This is a genomic window from Novosphingopyxis iocasae (assembly GCF_014334095.1).
GTDB lineage: Bacteria > Pseudomonadota > Alphaproteobacteria > Sphingomonadales > Sphingomonadaceae > Novosphingopyxis > Novosphingopyxis iocasae.
Genome location: NZ_CP060495.1, coordinates 1,966,700 through 1,980,820, shown reverse-complemented (window position 1 = coordinate 1,980,820; position 14,121 = coordinate 1,966,700). Strand labels below are relative to the sequence as shown.

Annotated in this window: 15 protein-coding genes and 1 tRNA gene; 8 read left to right on the top strand and 8 right to left on the bottom strand. The window is 64.3% G+C overall.

All coding sequences use genetic code 11. From position 1 onward, the window contains the following. Positions 1–24: 24 nt before the first annotated feature. Both H7X45_RS09445 and H7X45_RS09440 read left to right on the top strand, forming a co-directional pair. Positions 25–837 (top strand): pyrroline-5-carboxylate reductase family protein, encoded by an 813-nt coding sequence (locus H7X45_RS09445; RefSeq protein WP_187334645.1) that lies wholly within the window; start codon positions 25–27, stop codon positions 835–837. Continuing rightward, positions 837–2,420, top strand: coding sequence for an amidase (locus H7X45_RS09440; RefSeq protein ID WP_187334644.1), 1,584 nt, complete (start codon positions 837–839; stop codon positions 2,418–2,420). The genes H7X45_RS09445 and H7X45_RS09440 overlap by 1 nt, the downstream gene beginning before the upstream one ends. A gap of 60 nt (positions 2,421–2,480) precedes the next feature. Here the strand turns inward: H7X45_RS09440 and H7X45_RS09435 are convergent, their stop codons facing one another. Continuing rightward, the gene (locus H7X45_RS09435) at positions 2,481–2,966 is read right to left on the bottom strand and encodes a DUF2721 domain-containing protein (protein WP_187334643.1); all 486 of its coding nucleotides are present in this window, start codon (positions 2,964–2,966) and stop codon (positions 2,481–2,483) included. A gap of 94 nt (positions 2,967–3,060) precedes the next feature. Here H7X45_RS09435 and H7X45_RS09430 point away from each other — a divergent pair, with 94 nt between their 5' ends. From H7X45_RS09430 to H7X45_RS09420, 3 genes are all read left to right on the top strand, one after another. Beyond that, on the top strand, positions 3,061–3,522 hold the full coding sequence (locus H7X45_RS09430) for a PaaI family thioesterase (protein ID WP_187334642.1): 462 nt from the start codon (positions 3,061–3,063) through the stop codon (positions 3,520–3,522). After that, positions 3,519–3,932 carry a PaaI family thioesterase gene (locus H7X45_RS09425; RefSeq protein WP_425498165.1) on the top strand — a complete coding sequence of 138 codons (414 nt, stop codon included), beginning with the start codon at positions 3,519–3,521 and terminating at the stop codon, positions 3,930–3,932. The genes H7X45_RS09430 and H7X45_RS09425 overlap by 4 nt, the downstream gene beginning before the upstream one ends. Positions 3,933–4,061: 129 nt before the next feature. Next, a complete protein-coding gene (locus tag H7X45_RS09420; protein WP_187334641.1) occupies positions 4,062–4,679 on the top strand; it encodes an opacity protein in 618 nt (205 codons plus the stop codon). A 79-nt stretch (positions 4,680–4,758) separates the two neighbouring features. Here H7X45_RS09420 and H7X45_RS09415 read toward each other — a convergent pair whose 3' ends face one another. From H7X45_RS09415 to argH, 4 genes are read right to left on the bottom strand one after another with little or no spacing between them, the layout of a single operon-like run. Then, positions 4,759–5,526 (bottom strand): precorrin-2 dehydrogenase/sirohydrochlorin ferrochelatase family protein, encoded by a 768-nt coding sequence (locus H7X45_RS09415; protein WP_187334640.1) that lies wholly within the window; start codon positions 5,524–5,526, stop codon positions 4,759–4,761. A gap of 7 nt (positions 5,527–5,533) precedes the next feature. Further along, the gene (gene lysA, locus H7X45_RS09410) at positions 5,534–6,796 is read right to left on the bottom strand and encodes a diaminopimelate decarboxylase (protein ID WP_187334639.1); all 1,263 of its coding nucleotides are present in this window, start codon (positions 6,794–6,796) and stop codon (positions 5,534–5,536) included. 5 nt (positions 6,797–6,801) lie between these two features. Beyond that, positions 6,802–7,092 carry a hypothetical protein gene (locus H7X45_RS09405; RefSeq protein ID WP_246449419.1) on the bottom strand — a complete coding sequence of 97 codons (291 nt, stop codon included), beginning with the start codon at positions 7,090–7,092 and terminating at the stop codon, positions 6,802–6,804. Then, positions 7,089–8,459 carry an argininosuccinate lyase gene (gene argH, locus H7X45_RS09400; protein ID WP_187337084.1) on the bottom strand — a complete coding sequence of 457 codons (1,371 nt, stop codon included), beginning with the start codon at positions 8,457–8,459 and terminating at the stop codon, positions 7,089–7,091. The genes H7X45_RS09405 and argH overlap by 4 nt, the downstream gene beginning before the upstream one ends. 16 nt (positions 8,460–8,475) lie before the next feature. Between argH and H7X45_RS09395 the strand changes: the two genes are divergently transcribed. Next, on the top strand, positions 8,476–9,102 hold the full coding sequence (locus H7X45_RS09395) for a TlpA family protein disulfide reductase (protein ID WP_246449418.1): 627 nt from the start codon (positions 8,476–8,478) through the stop codon (positions 9,100–9,102). Between the two features lie 33 nt (positions 9,103–9,135). Continuing rightward, positions 9,136–9,211 (top strand) — tRNA-Val (locus tag H7X45_RS09390). 27 nt (positions 9,212–9,238) lie between these two features. Here H7X45_RS09390 and H7X45_RS09385 read toward each other — a convergent pair. Further along, positions 9,239–10,168: a hypothetical protein gene (locus H7X45_RS09385; RefSeq protein WP_187334637.1), complete on the bottom strand. Its 930-nt coding sequence runs from the start codon at positions 10,166–10,168 to the stop codon at positions 9,239–9,241. A gap of 211 nt (positions 10,169–10,379) precedes the next feature. On the opposite strand from H7X45_RS09385, the gene H7X45_RS09380 reads away from it, so the two are divergent. Continuing rightward, complete coding sequence (locus tag H7X45_RS09380) at positions 10,380–12,587, top strand: M3 family metallopeptidase (protein ID WP_246449417.1); 2,208 nt, start codon at positions 10,380–10,382, stop codon at positions 12,585–12,587. Between the two features lie 205 nt (positions 12,588–12,792). On the opposite strand, the gene H7X45_RS09375 is transcribed toward H7X45_RS09380, so the two are convergent. After that, positions 12,793–13,035, bottom strand: coding sequence for a hypothetical protein (locus H7X45_RS09375; RefSeq protein ID WP_187337197.1), 243 nt, complete (start codon positions 13,033–13,035; stop codon positions 12,793–12,795). Between the two features lie 225 nt (positions 13,036–13,260). Further along, a complete protein-coding gene (locus tag H7X45_RS09370) occupies positions 13,261–14,100 on the bottom strand; it encodes a S1/P1 nuclease (RefSeq protein ID WP_187334636.1) in 840 nt (279 codons plus the stop codon). Positions 14,101–14,121 lie beyond the last annotated feature (21 nt).

Sequence of the window (14,121 nt, the reverse complement as noted above, 5' to 3'; positions counted from 1 at the left end):
CCGGCACATGTCACATCGTGACGCATGAACGAACAGACTGATTTTCCGACGAACCTGCTCGCTTATGGCTGCGGCAACATGGCGGGCTCCATTCTCAAAGGCTGGATTCGCGCAGGCGCCGATCCCGCGAACTTCACCGCGTTCGATCCGCATCCGGGCGGCGTTCCCGACGGTGTGAAGCATGTCAGCGAACCGCCCACCGAACCCTATGACATGGTTCTTCTGGGCGTGAAGCCGCAGATGCTGGGCGATCTGGCAGATCAGATCGGCAAGACGATCAAGCCCGGCACCGTGGTCATCTCCATTCTCGCCGGTATCGAGATCGCGACTTTGGACCGGTTGTTTCCGGATGCCAAGAACGTCCGCCTGATGCCCAATCTCGGCGTAGCGCTCGGCAAATCACCACTGGGCCTGTATTCCGATGCGCTCACCGACGGTGAAAAGGCCGCTATCACCCGCTGGATGGATGCCACCGGCACCGCCGAATGGATCGACGAGGAAGGCAAGATGGACCTCGTCGCTGCGCTCGCAGGCTCCGGTCCGGCCTATGTCTACCGCTTCACCGATGCGCTGGCGACGGCTGCACACAAGCTGGGGCTGCCGGAAGACCAGGCTGCACGCATGGCGCTGGCGACAGTCGAAGGTGCCGCGGCGCTGGCGGTGCAGGCGGATGATGATCCCGGCGCGCTCGCTGACAAGGTGGCGAGCCCCGGTGGCTCGACGCGCGAGGGCATGAATGTACTCGATGCGGACGACCGCTTGGTGAAACTGCTCACCGAGGTGCTCGAGGCCGCGCGTGATCGCAATGGCGAGCTTGCCAAGATGGTCGACGCCTGATGCGCGCGGTCCGGCTGCTCGCCCCGCTCGCGCTTCTGGCGGCCCCGCTGGCCGCACAGGACGCGCCCCCGAACGGCGATTATCCGGTCGAGGAAAAGTCGATTTCCGAGCTGGAAGCGGCCATGCAGTCGGGCGAGACGACCAGTGCCGCCATCACGCAGGGCTATATCGATCGCATCGCGGCGATGAACCATGCGGGGCCTGAGCTGAACGCCGTGATTGCTGTTCTCCCCGGCGCGCTGGAAGAGGCGCGCCGCCGCGATACGGAGCGGGCGGCAGGACGCAGCGGTCCGATGCTGGGCATTCCCGTTATCGTGAAGGATAATATCGAGACGAAGGGCCCGGTGCCGACCACGGCGGGCTCTTACGCGCTCGAAAGCAACGTCACGGACCGCGATGCCCCGCTGGTCGCGAAACTGCGTGAGGCCGGGGCAGTGATCCTCGGCAAGGCCAATCTCAGCGAATGGGCCAATTTCCGCTCCAATGATTCCACCAGCGGCTGGAGCGCAGTGGGCGGTCTGACCCGAAACCCCTATGCGCTGGACCGCAACACTTGCGGCTCGTCGAGCGGTAGCGCGGTGGCTGCGGCCGCCAGCCTGGCTGCGGGCACCGTCGGCACCGAGACTGACGGCTCGATCACTTGCCCGGCCAGTTCCAACGGGATCGTCGGACTGAAGCCGACGCTGGGCCTTGTTTCGCGGCGCTTCATCGTGCCGATCAGCCATAGTCAGGATACCGCAGGGCCGATGACGCGCACGGTGCGCGATGCCGCGATTATGCTAGGCGCGATGGCGGGCGTGGATTCGGGCGATCCGGCTACCGCCGCCGCGGTGGGCCGGGTGTCCGATTATGCGGGACTGCTCGGCCGTGATGTTCTGAAGGGCCTTCAGATCGGCGTGCCGCGCGACCGCGTGGGTGATGACGCCGCGCTGACCGCCAAGTTCGAGGAAGCGCTCGATGTGCTGCGCGCGCAGGGCGCGACGATCGTGGACATCGACGAGAGCCGCGAGGCCACCGAGGGCGTGGGCGAGGCCGAGTTTCAGGTCCTGCTGAGCGAATTCAAGGCCGACATGGCGGACTATCTGCAGGGCCTGCCCGATAATGACGTGACGGCAAAGACGCTGGCGGACCTCATTGCCTTCAACGAGGCGGACAAGGCGCGTGAGCTGCGATATTTCGACCAATCGCTGTTTCTGGAAGCGCAAAAGCAGGGCGATCTGAGCGATCCCAAATATCTGAAGGCGCGTGAGACGGCCACGCGCCTGGCCGGTCAGATGGGCATCGACAAGATGCTCGCCGATGCCAAAGTCACCGTGCTCGCGCTGCCGACGCGCAGTCCCGTGTGGCTCAGTACGCTGGGAGAAGGCGACAACTTTTCCGGCCCCAGCGCCAGCGGGCTTCCCGCCCAGGCCGGTTATCCGCACCTCACCGTGCCGATGGGTCTGATCGACGGTCTGCCCGTCGGCATCAGCTTCATCGGCACCGCCTGGACCGACGACTTCCTGTTACAAGTCGGCGATGCCTATGAGCGCGCAAGCAAAGCCCGCGTCCCGCCCCGTTATCTGCCGACGGTGGGGCAGTAGCGCCTTAGAGGGAGGGAATTCGCGCGCCCTCCCGCACGTAGCGCGGGCGCAGGAAGGCGCTCAGGACCGGGAGCGCCCCTCCTCATATTCCAGATATTCCGCGCGCACATGCAGGACGCGCGTGGACAGCTGCACCTCGAACATGAAATGGGCGAGCGCGGTGGCCATCAGCGTCAGGGCTAAAAGGAAGGTCGCGACGATCGCGACGGAAAGCTCCGCATCGGCAAGGCCGATCAGGAACAACATCCCGATCATCACGCATACCACCACCGCGGCGGCGACGCCGAACCAGATTGCGCGGCCAGTCACCGTCATGCGCCGCTCCAGCATCCGCAATTCGTAGACCAGTCGCTCATGCTCGGGGCCTGTCGTCTGGTCATAGAGGGCCTCGCGGTCGCGCGCGCGATCTATGATGCGGGTCAGGCGGCCGGTGAACAGATTGAGCATGCTGCCCAGCGCCACCAGCAAAAAGGCCGGCGTCAGCGCGGTTTGAAGCACCTCAAGCACCGTGGCGGTGCCGGGGCCTTGGCTCAGTAAATCTTCCATTTCACCGGCGATGTAGCCACGGGGGCACCCCGCGCAAGTAGGCTTACGCGGTGCGACATTTGTGCGACCGCCAAAAACCGCTATGGGCGGGGGCATGAGCAAGGCACCGGCACAAATGAAGGATGGCGAGCGGTTCGATCCGGCGCAGATCATCGCGTTCATGGGAAAGCTTGGCCATGGCGGCATGCTGGGCATCGGCTATCACGATCACGGGCAGGACTGGGTCGAGCTGAAGCTCGATTGGCGCGAGGATCTGGTGGGGGACGAGGAGACGCAGATCCTGGCGTCGGGCCCGATCATCTCGTTGATGGACATGGCCACCAGCCTCGCCATCTGGACCAAACTCGGTAAGTTCCGCCCGCATGCCACGATGGATTTGCGCGTGGATTATATGCGTCCGTCCCCACCGGGGCAGGCGGTGATCGGGCGCGGCCAATGCTATCATGTCACCCGCTCGATCGGATTCGTGCATGGCACTGCGCATAATGGTGATCCGGACGATCCGGTGGCGCATGTCACCGGCACCTTCATCCGCACCAAAGGATTTGGGCGGTGAGCGGGCTCGATATCGCGCAGGCGGTGTCGCCTTATGCCCGCGCGCTGAAGCTGCGCGGCGCAGGCGAAGAGGACGGCGTTCCCGTGCTCGTCATGCCGTTCAGTGAAGACGTGGTCGGGCGCCCCGGTTTTCTGCACGGCGGCGCAATCTCAGGCTTGCTCGAGATCGCTTCGATCGCAGCTCTGCGCGCGGCTTTGGCGGAGAGCGAGACCAGAGTGCGCATCAAGCCGATCAATGTGACGGTGGATTTCATGCGCGGCGGCATCGATCAGGATACCTTCGCGATCGGCCGCATTACGCGGCTTGGTCGCACGTTGGCCAATGTCGAAGCGGTGGCCTGGCAGGACGACCGCAACCGGCTGATCGCATCGGCCCAAATGCACTATTTATTGCGCAGCGCAGAAAATTAATTAGCCATGAATGGAACCTTTTAACGGTTCGTCGCATTTTTATGACAATTTTGGGAACGCATGTTCCGGCGGTCCATTGGTGCGGTCCGGTCTCAGGGGCCGGTGAATACCAAGACCAAGGACAAGAACATGAACGCACGTCTCCTTTTGGGCGCAGCTGCCCTCTCCCTCGCTCCCGCGCCGCTGATGGCGCAGAACACCGACGCCGATGCGCCCGACGGCACGCCCGCTTTCGGCATCGAGCCCTATGTGGCAATCGGTGGGGGCTATGATATTTACGATACGCCGAACGAACCCGCAGAATTCGGCGTCAATTCGACCGAAGGTGCGGTGATCAACGGGATCATCGGTGCGAACGTGCCGCTCGGCCCCGTCTTCGTGGGTGCGGAAGGCTTCGGATCGAAGGGCTTCAACGACATCGATTGGGAATATGGTGCGGCCGGTCGTTTCGGTGTGCGCGTGGGCGACAGCGGCCTGTTCTACGGCCGCGTCGGTTACATGTGGGTCGAAGGCCGCGAATCGCACGATCCGCTGCTGCTCGACGCCAATGGCAACCCGCTGCAATATGAAGGCAGCATCCGCGATCGCGACGGCGTGATCTACGGCATCGGCGCCGAAGTCGGCCCCAAGGACATCGGCCTCGGCGGCATCACCGGCAATAGCGGCGTGCGCCTGCGCTTCGGCGTGGACACGTTCAAGGATTTCGAATCCTTCCGCCCGAGCGCGGCGGCGGTGTTCCACTTCTGATCGAGTAGCCGGGGCACGCTCCGGTTCGATGAACGGCGGCGTCGGTTCCAGTAGGAGCCGGCGCCGTTTTTCGTTGCGCCTATCGACGGCGGAGATGGAGGCTTAGGCCTTCCGGAAGGTCTTCGGGCGGTGCGCCGGCGATTCGTTCGGCGTCGGCGCGGGCGCGTTCCAGGATGACGGCTGGTACGGCAGCGTCATGATAGACGCGATCCGCCTGGCCCAGCAGGCGGGCGGCGCGCAGCGTAAGGTCGTCCGGATCGTCACTCATCAAATCGAAGATGTGAAGGCCGCTTTCGATGCGCGTTTCTTCGCCCGTGAGCCAGGCTGAGACATCGAACGCGCCGGTGCCGCCTGGATCGAGCGGGCCGCCTTCGGCCAGCGCGGCGTCTATCGCGCGGCGACGGTCTGCGGGCTGCGGCCAGCGGGCGCGGATCGCATTGCGCGCGGCGAACAGGTCGCTCGCCAACGTGCCCAGCTGCGGGGCCAGCAGCGCCTCGATCCGCTGGCGCAGCGCTTTTGCAAGCCCTGCGGAGGCGCCGGCGGTGCCGATCGCTACCGTCACCGGATCGCGGTCCACGATCGCAGGGGTGGTGAAATCGCACAGCTCGGGCCGGTCGACGACGTTGACCAGAAGACCGCGCCGCTTCAGCCGCGCGGCGTCCAGCGCCGCCAGTTCGTCATCCTCATGCGCGACGATGCCCAGCGCGGCGCCTTCGGCATTCGGATTGTCCGAGATGACGGCACCCGCGCGTTCGTACAGCCGCCGCTTCGCATCGGCCGCCTCGCCGCTTCCCAGCAGGATGACGGTGCGGCCCGCCAGGTTCGCGAACAGCGGAAACTGGCGCATGGCGGCCTCAGTCCAGCCAGTCGGGCACGCGCTCGGCAGCCATGATGGTGCCCGCGGCGATGCGATCCGCGACGACCGCGAACTTGTCTCCATCCACCAGCACTTCGGGCACCAGCGATCGGCTGTTATAAGTGCTCGCCATGGTCGCGCCATAAGCGCCCGCGGTGCGAAACACGGCTAGATCGCCTTCGCCCACCACGCCGATATCGCGCGACAAGGCAAAGGTGTCGCCGCTCTCGCAGACCGGGCCGACGATGGAGGCGGTCATGCGCTCGGCGGTCTCGCGCACCGGCTGAAAATCGTGCCAGGCGTCGTACATGGCGGGCCGGGCAAGATCGTTCATCGCGGCATCCACCACCACGAACGGCGCGGCGGCGCCCGGTTTTACCCAGAGCACTTCGGTCAGCAGCACGCCGGCGTTGCCCGCGATCACGCGGCCCGGCTCAAATGTCAGATGCACGTCCCAGTCCTTGGTCACGCGCGCAACCATCGCGCCGTAATCGGCCGGGCTGGGGGGCAGCGCCTCCCCCGCTTTGTAAGGGATGCCGAGCCCGCCGCCGAGATCGACATGGGTAACCGAAAGTCCCGATGCGCGCAGATCGCGCACCAGCGAGCCGACCCGCTCGAACGCAGCTTCCATGGGTTCCAGATCGAACAGCTGACTGCCGATGTGAACCGCGATACCGCGCAGGTCCAGGCCCGGCAGCGCGGCCAAGCGGGCGTAGATTTCCGGCGCGATATCGATGCCGACACCGAATTTGTTCTCCGCCTTGCCGGTCGAGATTTTGGCATGGGTGCGCGCATCCACATCCGGATTGACGCGCAGCGTGGCGGGGGCGCGCAGGCCCTTCTCATGCGCGATCTTGGCGAGCGCGGCACCTTCCGGCTCATGCTCGATATTGAACTGGCCGATGCCTTGGTCGAGGCCCATGGCAAGTTCTGTGCGCGTTTTGCCGACACCGGAAAAAACGATGCCGTCTGCCGGGACGCCCGCCGCCAGCGCGCGGGCCATTTCGCCGCCCGACACCACGTCGGCGCCATAGCCTTCGCGGGCCAGCACGTTGAGCACGGCGAGATTGGGGTTGGACTTGATCGCAAAAGCGATCCGCTTGTCCTTTATACCCGACAGCCCCTCGCGGAACACGCGGGCATGCCGTTCGAACGTGGCGCGCGAATAGATGTAGACGGGTGTGCCGACGGCCTCCGCAATGGCGGGCAGCGGGACGTCCTCGGCATGAAGAATGCCGTCGCGATAGGAAAAATGGTCCATAGGTCTCAGCTGGTCGGGGGCGGGGGCGCCACGTCGGCGTCGTTGGTGGACTGGCGGCCTGCGGGCGGCAGATCGAACGGATCGGGCTCGCGCACCTGAGAGCGCTGTAAGAGCTCATCGCTGCGCGCGGGCCGCGCCTGCGGGGAGGGTTCGATCAGCGCCTGCGGGTCCACCGCGCTCGTCTGGCCATAGGTTTTGGGCGGCATGCTGGCACCGGGTGCGGGTTCCAGCGGACCCACCTTGCCGCAAGCGCAAAGCGCGGCGGTGGCGACCAGCAGGGCGGCGGCGGTCTTCATTGGTCCAGTTCCTTGCGCGCGCGGGCGATGGCTTCCCTTACCCGCGCAGGTGCGGTGCCGCCATAGCTCATCCGGCTGGCGACCGAGCCCTCGACGCTGAGATCGGGCAGCTGCGCCTCGGCCAGTCGCGGATCGAGACCGCGCAGCGAGGCATCGTCCAGTTCGGATATATCGCAGCCCTTTTCCTCGGCCAGTTTCACGGCGGCGCCGGTCAGATGATGCGCCTCGCGGAAGGGCAGGCCGATGGCGCGCACCAGCCAGTCCGCGAAATCGGTCGCGGTGCTATGGCCGCCAGCGGCCAAATCGCGCATCCGCTCGCGCCGGAAATCGCTGGTTTCCACCATGCCCGTCATCGCCGCGATCGACAGCGCGAGCAGGTCATGCGCTTCGAACACCGGCGGTTTGTCGTCCTGAGTGTCCTTGGCATAAGCCAGCGGCAGGCCCTTCATCACCATGACGAGCGCCTGCATGCAGCCCGCGATGCGTCCTGCGTGGCCGCGCACCAGTTCGGCGGCATCGGGGTTGCGCTTCTGCGGCATGATCGAGCTGCCGGTACTGTAGGCGTCCGAAAGCTTCACGAAACCGAAGGGCTGGCTCGCCCAGATTACGAATTCTTCGGCCAAGCGCGAAAGGTGCAGCGAGGCGGTGGTCGCCGCCATCAGATAGTCGAGCGCGAAATCGCGGTCCGATACGGCGTCGAGCGAATTGGCGGTGGGGTGTGCGAAACCCAGCTCGCCCGCGGTCCGATCGCGGTCCAGATCGAAACTGGTGCCGGCCAAAGCGGCAGAGCCGAGCGGGCATTCGGCAGCGCGCGCGCGGGCATCGGCAAAGCGGCTCCGATCACGCTTCGCCATCTCATAATAGGCCATCATATGGTGGCCCAGCGTCACCGGCTGGGCGGCCTGCAAATGGGTGAAGCCCGGCATCACCGTATCGGTATGCTCTTCGGCACGGGCAAGCAGCGCACGCTGAAAAGCGGCAAGGCCGGCCTCCATCTCTTCGCACGCCTCGCGCACCCAGAGCCGAAAGTCCGTCGCGACCTGATCATTGCGTGAGCGCGCTGTGTGCAGGCGTCCGGCGACGGGGCCGATAAGCTCGGTCAGCCGCGCCTCGACGGTCATGTGAATATCCTCGAGGTCGAAATTCTCCGGGACCCCGTCCGCTTCATATTCCGCAGCGATGCGACCCAGACCCTCGCGGATCGTGGCGGCATCCTCTTCGCTCACGATGCCCTGAGCCGCCAGCATGGCGACATGGACCTTGCTCGCGCGGATGTCCTGTCGCCACAGGCGCTTGTCGAAGGGGATGGAGGCGTTTATCTCGCGCATCACCGCCGAAGGGCCGCCCGAAAAGCGCCCGCCCCACATGCTGTTGGAATCGCTCATGCGCGCACTCTTTCCCATCGCCCTTGCTCTTGCCGCCTTACCGGCGTTGGCCGCCTGCGATAGTGGTACGCCCGAACAGCCGCAAGGGGCGCAGGATCAGGCCGGCGACGAAAGCCAGGCCGCCAAGCGCGGCGAGGGCGCACAGATCGAAACCGCGGACGGCATGAAAGCGCAGCTTACCTACGATCATCAGGGCAGTCCCTATCTGGCGGGCACCTTCACCGATCCCGATGGCGAGACGATCGATCTGGCGAATTTCAAGGGGCGGCCGCTGCTCGTGAACCTGTGGGCAACCTGGTGCGCGCCATGCGTCAAGGAAATGCCGACGCTGGATGCGCTGGCCGCCGGCAATGATAAGCTTCAGGTGCTCACCGTCTCGCAGGATCTCGACGGAAGACAGGCGGTCGATCCGTTCTGGGTGATGAACGGGTTCACGACGATCCAGCCTTATACAGACACCAACAACAACCTGCTCACCGCGCTGGGCGGCAATGCGCAACTGCCCACTACCATCCTTTATAACGCTAAGGGGCAGGAGGTCTGGCGCCTGATCGGGCCGACCGAATGGACCGATCCCGCCGTTGCCGACATGTTGGCAGAGGCAGGTGAGCCCGAAGCCACTTGACCTGCCCGGCGGCTTGAGTAGAGCCGAGGGCGCGGGCGATTAGCTCAGTTGGTAGAGCATCTCGTTTACACCGAGAGGGTCGGCAGTTCGAGCCTGTCATCGCCCACCATTTCCGCGATCATTTACACCGGTCCCCTTAAACGGGTGGGGTTTGTCCGGCGAGCATCTGGCCGAGCAGGCGCTGCATGCGAACATAGGTCTCATCGCTCAAATCGATGAAGATACGCCGCGCGTCCGCCGAATCGGCGCGCCGTTCCAGCATGCCACGATCGGTCATCAACTTGATCCAGCGCAGCGCCGTCGTTGCCGGAACGGCGGAGGCGATGCACAGGCTGGAGACAGAGACGGGCTTGTCCTCGATCCGCGAGGCGGTGAGATCGAGCAGCATGTCCCAGGCGGGGTCTGCGAACAGATCACTGGCAAATTCATCTTCGCGCATCCGGCGCAGACGAATCATTTCGCGAATGCGTTCGGGCGCGATGGTGGGTGCCGCGCCAGCCGCGCCCAAAGCACCGTCGTGGCCGGGCGGCGCGCCGCGATAGCTTAGCGGATCGGCGCGCACGCCGCCGCCTTCGTCGTTGCGGGTGAGCGCGGCAACCCGCCGCGCCATCTCCACCAGTTCATCGCTGAGGCGCATCAGTTCACGACTTTCGCCGCGCTTTTCGCGCGCGCGGCTGCCCTGGCGGCTGCGTGCCCGCGTCAAGGCGTAGACCGCCTCGGCCGGCTCTGGATCGACGAGCAGCGCGGCATCGCTTCCATCGGCAAGCGCGTCCGCCTCATCGAGACGCCGCATATCGGTCCAGACAATGAAGGCGATGTCATGCCGCCCCGCATATTCCGCTGCCTTCGCGATTTCGCGTGGCTCTGTCTCCGATCCGGAGCGAATATCGGCAAGGATCGCGCGGGGCGGCGTGGCGGGCATGCTTGTCGATGCCTCATCGATGGCTGAGAGCCGCGGCGCCGCCCGCCACCCGGCTAGCGCCGCGATTTCGGCGACGGTGCTTTCCAGTGCGGCGTCCGCTGTGACAATCCACAGTAAGGGACTGCTATTGCTGTAATCTTCCACCCGAATGCCTCCCCCAAGACCGTAACCGCGTGTTCAGGCGGCATGGATTACACTAGCGTTCTGATTTGGTCCATTTCGGTTGAGACTTTTTGCGGGGGTGGGCCGCCGCCGCCAATCGATCGGACCTGCAACCCCGTCCGGCGTGCCCTTGCAGGCATCGGGACGCTGAGCCACAACAGCCCCATAGAACAGACGCCCGAAAGGTATTTTCTTGACCAAGACCCTCGCGACTCTCGCTCTTTCCGTTTCCACGCTCGCCCTTGGTGCGCCCGCATTCGCGCAGGCCGAAGGCTCCACCGGTCCGGCGGCCGGAACAGCAGCCGGCGAAGCGCCCGATGTCGGCGCCGATGATGAAAGCACTGCCATGCCCAATGCCAATCCGTTGCTGCGTGACTGGACCGGCCCCTATGGCGGCGTGCCGCAATGGGATGCCGTCAGCGTGTCCCATTTCCCCGGCGCGTTCGAGGCCGCGATGGCCGACACCAAGGCCGAATATGAGCAGATCCTCGCCAATCCGGCCGAGCCCACCTTCGAGAACACGATGGTGCCGCTAGAGCTGGCCGGCGAGGAGGTTGGCCGCCTGTTCAGCTATTGGGGCGTCTACACCTCCAACCTTTCCAGCCCCGAGGTCCGCGCGATTCAGGCCGAATGGAGCCCGAAGCTCAGCGCCTTCTTCAACGAGCTGCAGTTCGATCCGCGCCTGTTTGCCCGCGTGAAGTCGCTCTATGACCAGCGCGATTCGCTCGGCCTCGATGCCGAGCAGATGCGCCTTCTCACCCGCCAATATGAAGATCTGGTTCGCGGCGGCGCGTTGCTGACGCCCGAGCAGAAGCAGCAGGTCATCGGGATCGAGACCGAACTGGCCAGCCAGTTCTCCGATTTCTCGAACAAGGTGCTGGCGGATGAAGAAAGCTACATCCTCCTCACCGACGAGGCGGATCTGACCGGCCTGCCGGACAGCCTGATCGCGTCGATGAAGAGCGCGGCCGAGGAAAATGGCGAGCAGGGTTGGGCCGTGGTCAACACGCGCAGCTTCATGCAGCCCTTCCTGGAAAACTCCACGCGCCGGGACCTGCGCGAAAAGGTGTTCACTGCTTACGCCAATCGCGGTGACAATGGTGGGGAGAACGACACCAACCAGACCATCGCCAACATTCTGAAACTGCGCCAGCAGCGCGCCGAGCTGCTCGGTTTCGACACCCATGCCGATTATCGCATGGCCGATACCATGGCGAAGGAGCCGGAACGGGCGATGGACCTGATGATGAAGGTCTGGCCCGCCGCGGTCGCGCGCGTGAAGGAAGAAGTCGCCGATATGCAGGCGATCGCCGACAAGGAAGGGGCGGACATCACGATCCAGCCTTGGGACTATCGCTTCTACGCGGAGAAGGTGCGCAAGGATAAGTATGATCTCGATCAGAACGAGATCAAACCCTACTTCCAGCTCTCCAAGATGATCGACGGCATGATGGATGCCGCCGGGCGCCTCTATGATCTGAAGTTCACCGAGAATACCGGCGAGATTCCGGTGTTCCACCCGGATGTGCGCACCTGGGTCGTCACCGATGCGCGCGACGGCAGCAATGTCGGCGTGTTCTACATGGACCCCTATGCGCGCACCGGAAAGCGCTCGGGCGCTTGGGCGACCACCTATCGTTCGCAGCAGTCGCTGGGCGGGGAGCGCAATGTGCTGTCCTCCAACAACAACAATTTCGTGAAGCCCGCGGAGGGCGAGGCGGCGCTGATCAGCGTCGATGATGCCAGCACGCTGTTCCACGAATTCGGCCATGCGCTGCACGCGCTGATGACCGACGTCACCTATCCGGGCCTCCGCGGCACGCCGCGTGACTTCGTGGAGTATCCCAGCCAGGTGAACGAAAACTGGCTGCTGACGCCCTACATCCTGAACAACTATGCCGTGCATTATGAAACCGGCGAGCCGATCCCGCAGGAACTGGTCGACAAGATCGAAGCGTCTTCCAAGTTCAACGAAGGCTTCTCAACGGTGGAATATCTGTCGAGCGCGATCGTCGACATGAAGCTGCACGATCGCACCGAACCGGTGACGGACGTCGACGCGTTCGAGCGTGAGACGCTGGCCGAGATCGGCATGCCGAAGGAGATCGTGATGCGGCACCGTTTGCCGCAGTTCAACCACCTGTTCTCTTCGGACGCCTACTCGGCGGGCTATTACAGCTATCTGTGGTCCGAAACGATGGATGCAGATACCTGGGCCGCGTTCGAAGAGGCCGGCAGCCCGTGGGACAAGGAAACCGCGGATCGCTTCCGCGAGATCCTGCTGTCCACCGGCAACGAGACCGATCGGATCGACGCCTATCGCGCCTTCCGTGGCCGCGATCCGGACGTTCGCTTCATCCTGGAAAAGCGTGGTTTCCCGACCGATTCGGTCAGCGAATAAGAAAATATCAGTGGGAGGGCCCGAGGCAAGAGCCTCAAGCCCTCCCGCACGAAATCAGAAGACCGGAATTGAAAAGGACGGACCTTACGGCTCGCCCTTTTTCGTACTGCCTGTGATGCAAAGCAATGATCACGCCGGACACTGCGACACATCGCGCGCCCGCGTTCATAGATCAGCGGAAGGGAGCTTACCCTGCCGCAATGGTTCAGGCCGCCATCGCCGTCTTGCTGTTGCGAACGTAGAAAAGCGGACGCGCCGGAGTGGAAGACACCTCGGACAGCGGCATGGCCGTGCCGCAATGCGCGCATTCGGCAGTCGCGCGGCCGATATGCCAGTGGCTCTGTCCACATCCCGGGCAATGATTGGCCTCTCCATCATGATACATGAAGGAATAACGCTCCATCGCGCCATGGATGCCAAAACTCGTGGCCGTGGTCTGGATTGTCATAATACTGTCCTTTCGCACTGCACCAATCAACGCGGCGCGGCGAAAAGGTTTCCACGAGCGTTGAACCGATGGGTGTTTGTGACATATCGGTCACATCAAAGGGCAGGGGACGCGCGGGTTCTGACGGAAGTGGCAATTACGCACTGGTCATAGCCGCGCGCGCAGAAGCGGTCGTTTGGAGCAACCGCGCTCTCTCAAAATTTGCCGGTTACATGGTTTCTTGGATTACAGGGCTTTGTCGAGGATATCGGCCAGACGTAGCCCCGCCCGCTCGATCTGCAGCCGCAGCGTATCGGCGGAGGCGGCGACATCGGCCTCATCGATTACCACAGCTTCTCCCGGTTTCGGACCGCAAGGGTCTCCATCCAGAGCGCGGGCGTAGGCGATATCGCGGCTCGCCTCCCAAGCCTCGCGGCTCCAATCCTCGGGCGTGCCCTGATCGATCGCGGCCTTTTCCGCCGCGCTATAGCGCCGCACAAGCGCAGGGGGCGTGGAGATGGCGCGTTCCGCCAGCGGGCCGTCCCAGATCCAGTGCAGATTGAGGCCGGGGATGATGCCGTAATCGGCATCCACGTCGTTACCGCCGCGATCGTGCCGATCTCCCGCATGCATCGGCTGGTGTAGATCGCCCGTGAAATGGACGAGGAATGCCAGCGCCTCCAGCCGCACATTGTCGGGCAGGGACTTGTCGGAGAGGATTTTCATGTTCCGCTCCACCTGCGCATAGGCGCAGTTGCCGTTCGGGCAATTGGGTTCCAGCGCGAATGGCTCGCAGATATCGACATTCTGGTAATGCCAGGGGGAGGTATAGCCCCAGCGGTCCCGGTCGCGGCGGATGCAGTCCGGCCAGACGCTGGCATCGCCGATCGACTTCAGCGCGCAATCGGGTGTACCGAGCAGCGGCGCGGCCTTCAGCAGGCGGCGGATCACGGTGCGGCTGTGCGGGCTGATATTATCCATCGCGATGGCGGCGACGGTGCGGTGCCCATATTCGCCCCATGCGAAAGCGGGGGAGGGGAGCAGGAACGCGGCTGCTGCAGAAAGCGCCAGAAGAATACGGATCATGCCGCGCGCCCTAATCCCGAT

What these genes read in the sequence shown, in the direction of transcription:
- H7X45_RS09445 (WP_187334645.1), top strand. Translation starts at nt 25, where the DNA reads ATGAACGAACAGACTGATTTTCCGACGAACCTGCTCGCTTATGGCTGC.
- H7X45_RS09440 (WP_187334644.1), top strand. Translation starts at nt 837, where the DNA reads ATGCGCGCGGTCCGGCTGCTCGCCCCGCTCGCGCTTCTGGCGGCCCCG.
- H7X45_RS09435 (WP_187334643.1), bottom strand. Translation starts at nt 2,966, where the DNA reads ATGGAAGATTTACTGAGCCAAGGCCCCGGCACCGCCACGGTGCTTGAG.
- H7X45_RS09430 (WP_187334642.1), top strand. Translation starts at nt 3,061, where the DNA reads ATGAGCAAGGCACCGGCACAAATGAAGGATGGCGAGCGGTTCGATCCG.
- H7X45_RS09420 (WP_187334641.1), top strand. Translation starts at nt 4,062, where the DNA reads ATGAACGCACGTCTCCTTTTGGGCGCAGCTGCCCTCTCCCTCGCTCCC.
- H7X45_RS09415 (WP_187334640.1), bottom strand. Translation starts at nt 5,526, where the DNA reads ATGCGCCAGTTTCCGCTGTTCGCGAACCTGGCGGGCCGCACCGTCATC.
- lysA (WP_187334639.1), bottom strand. Translation starts at nt 6,796, where the DNA reads ATGGACCATTTTTCCTATCGCGACGGCATTCTTCATGCCGAGGACGTC.
- H7X45_RS09405 (WP_246449419.1), bottom strand. Translation starts at nt 7,092, where the DNA reads ATGAAGACCGCCGCCGCCCTGCTGGTCGCCACCGCCGCGCTTTGCGCT.
- argH (WP_187337084.1), bottom strand. Translation starts at nt 8,459, where the DNA reads ATGTGGGGCGGGCGCTTTTCGGGCGGCCCTTCGGCGGTGATGCGCGAG.
- H7X45_RS09395 (WP_246449418.1), top strand. Translation starts at nt 8,476, where the DNA reads ATGCGCGCACTCTTTCCCATCGCCCTTGCTCTTGCCGCCTTACCGGCG.
- H7X45_RS09375 (WP_187337197.1), bottom strand. Translation starts at nt 13,035, where the DNA reads ATGACAATCCAGACCACGGCCACGAGTTTTGGCATCCATGGCGCGATG.
- H7X45_RS09370 (WP_187334636.1), bottom strand. Translation starts at nt 14,100, where the DNA reads ATGATCCGTATTCTTCTGGCGCTTTCTGCAGCAGCCGCGTTCCTGCTC.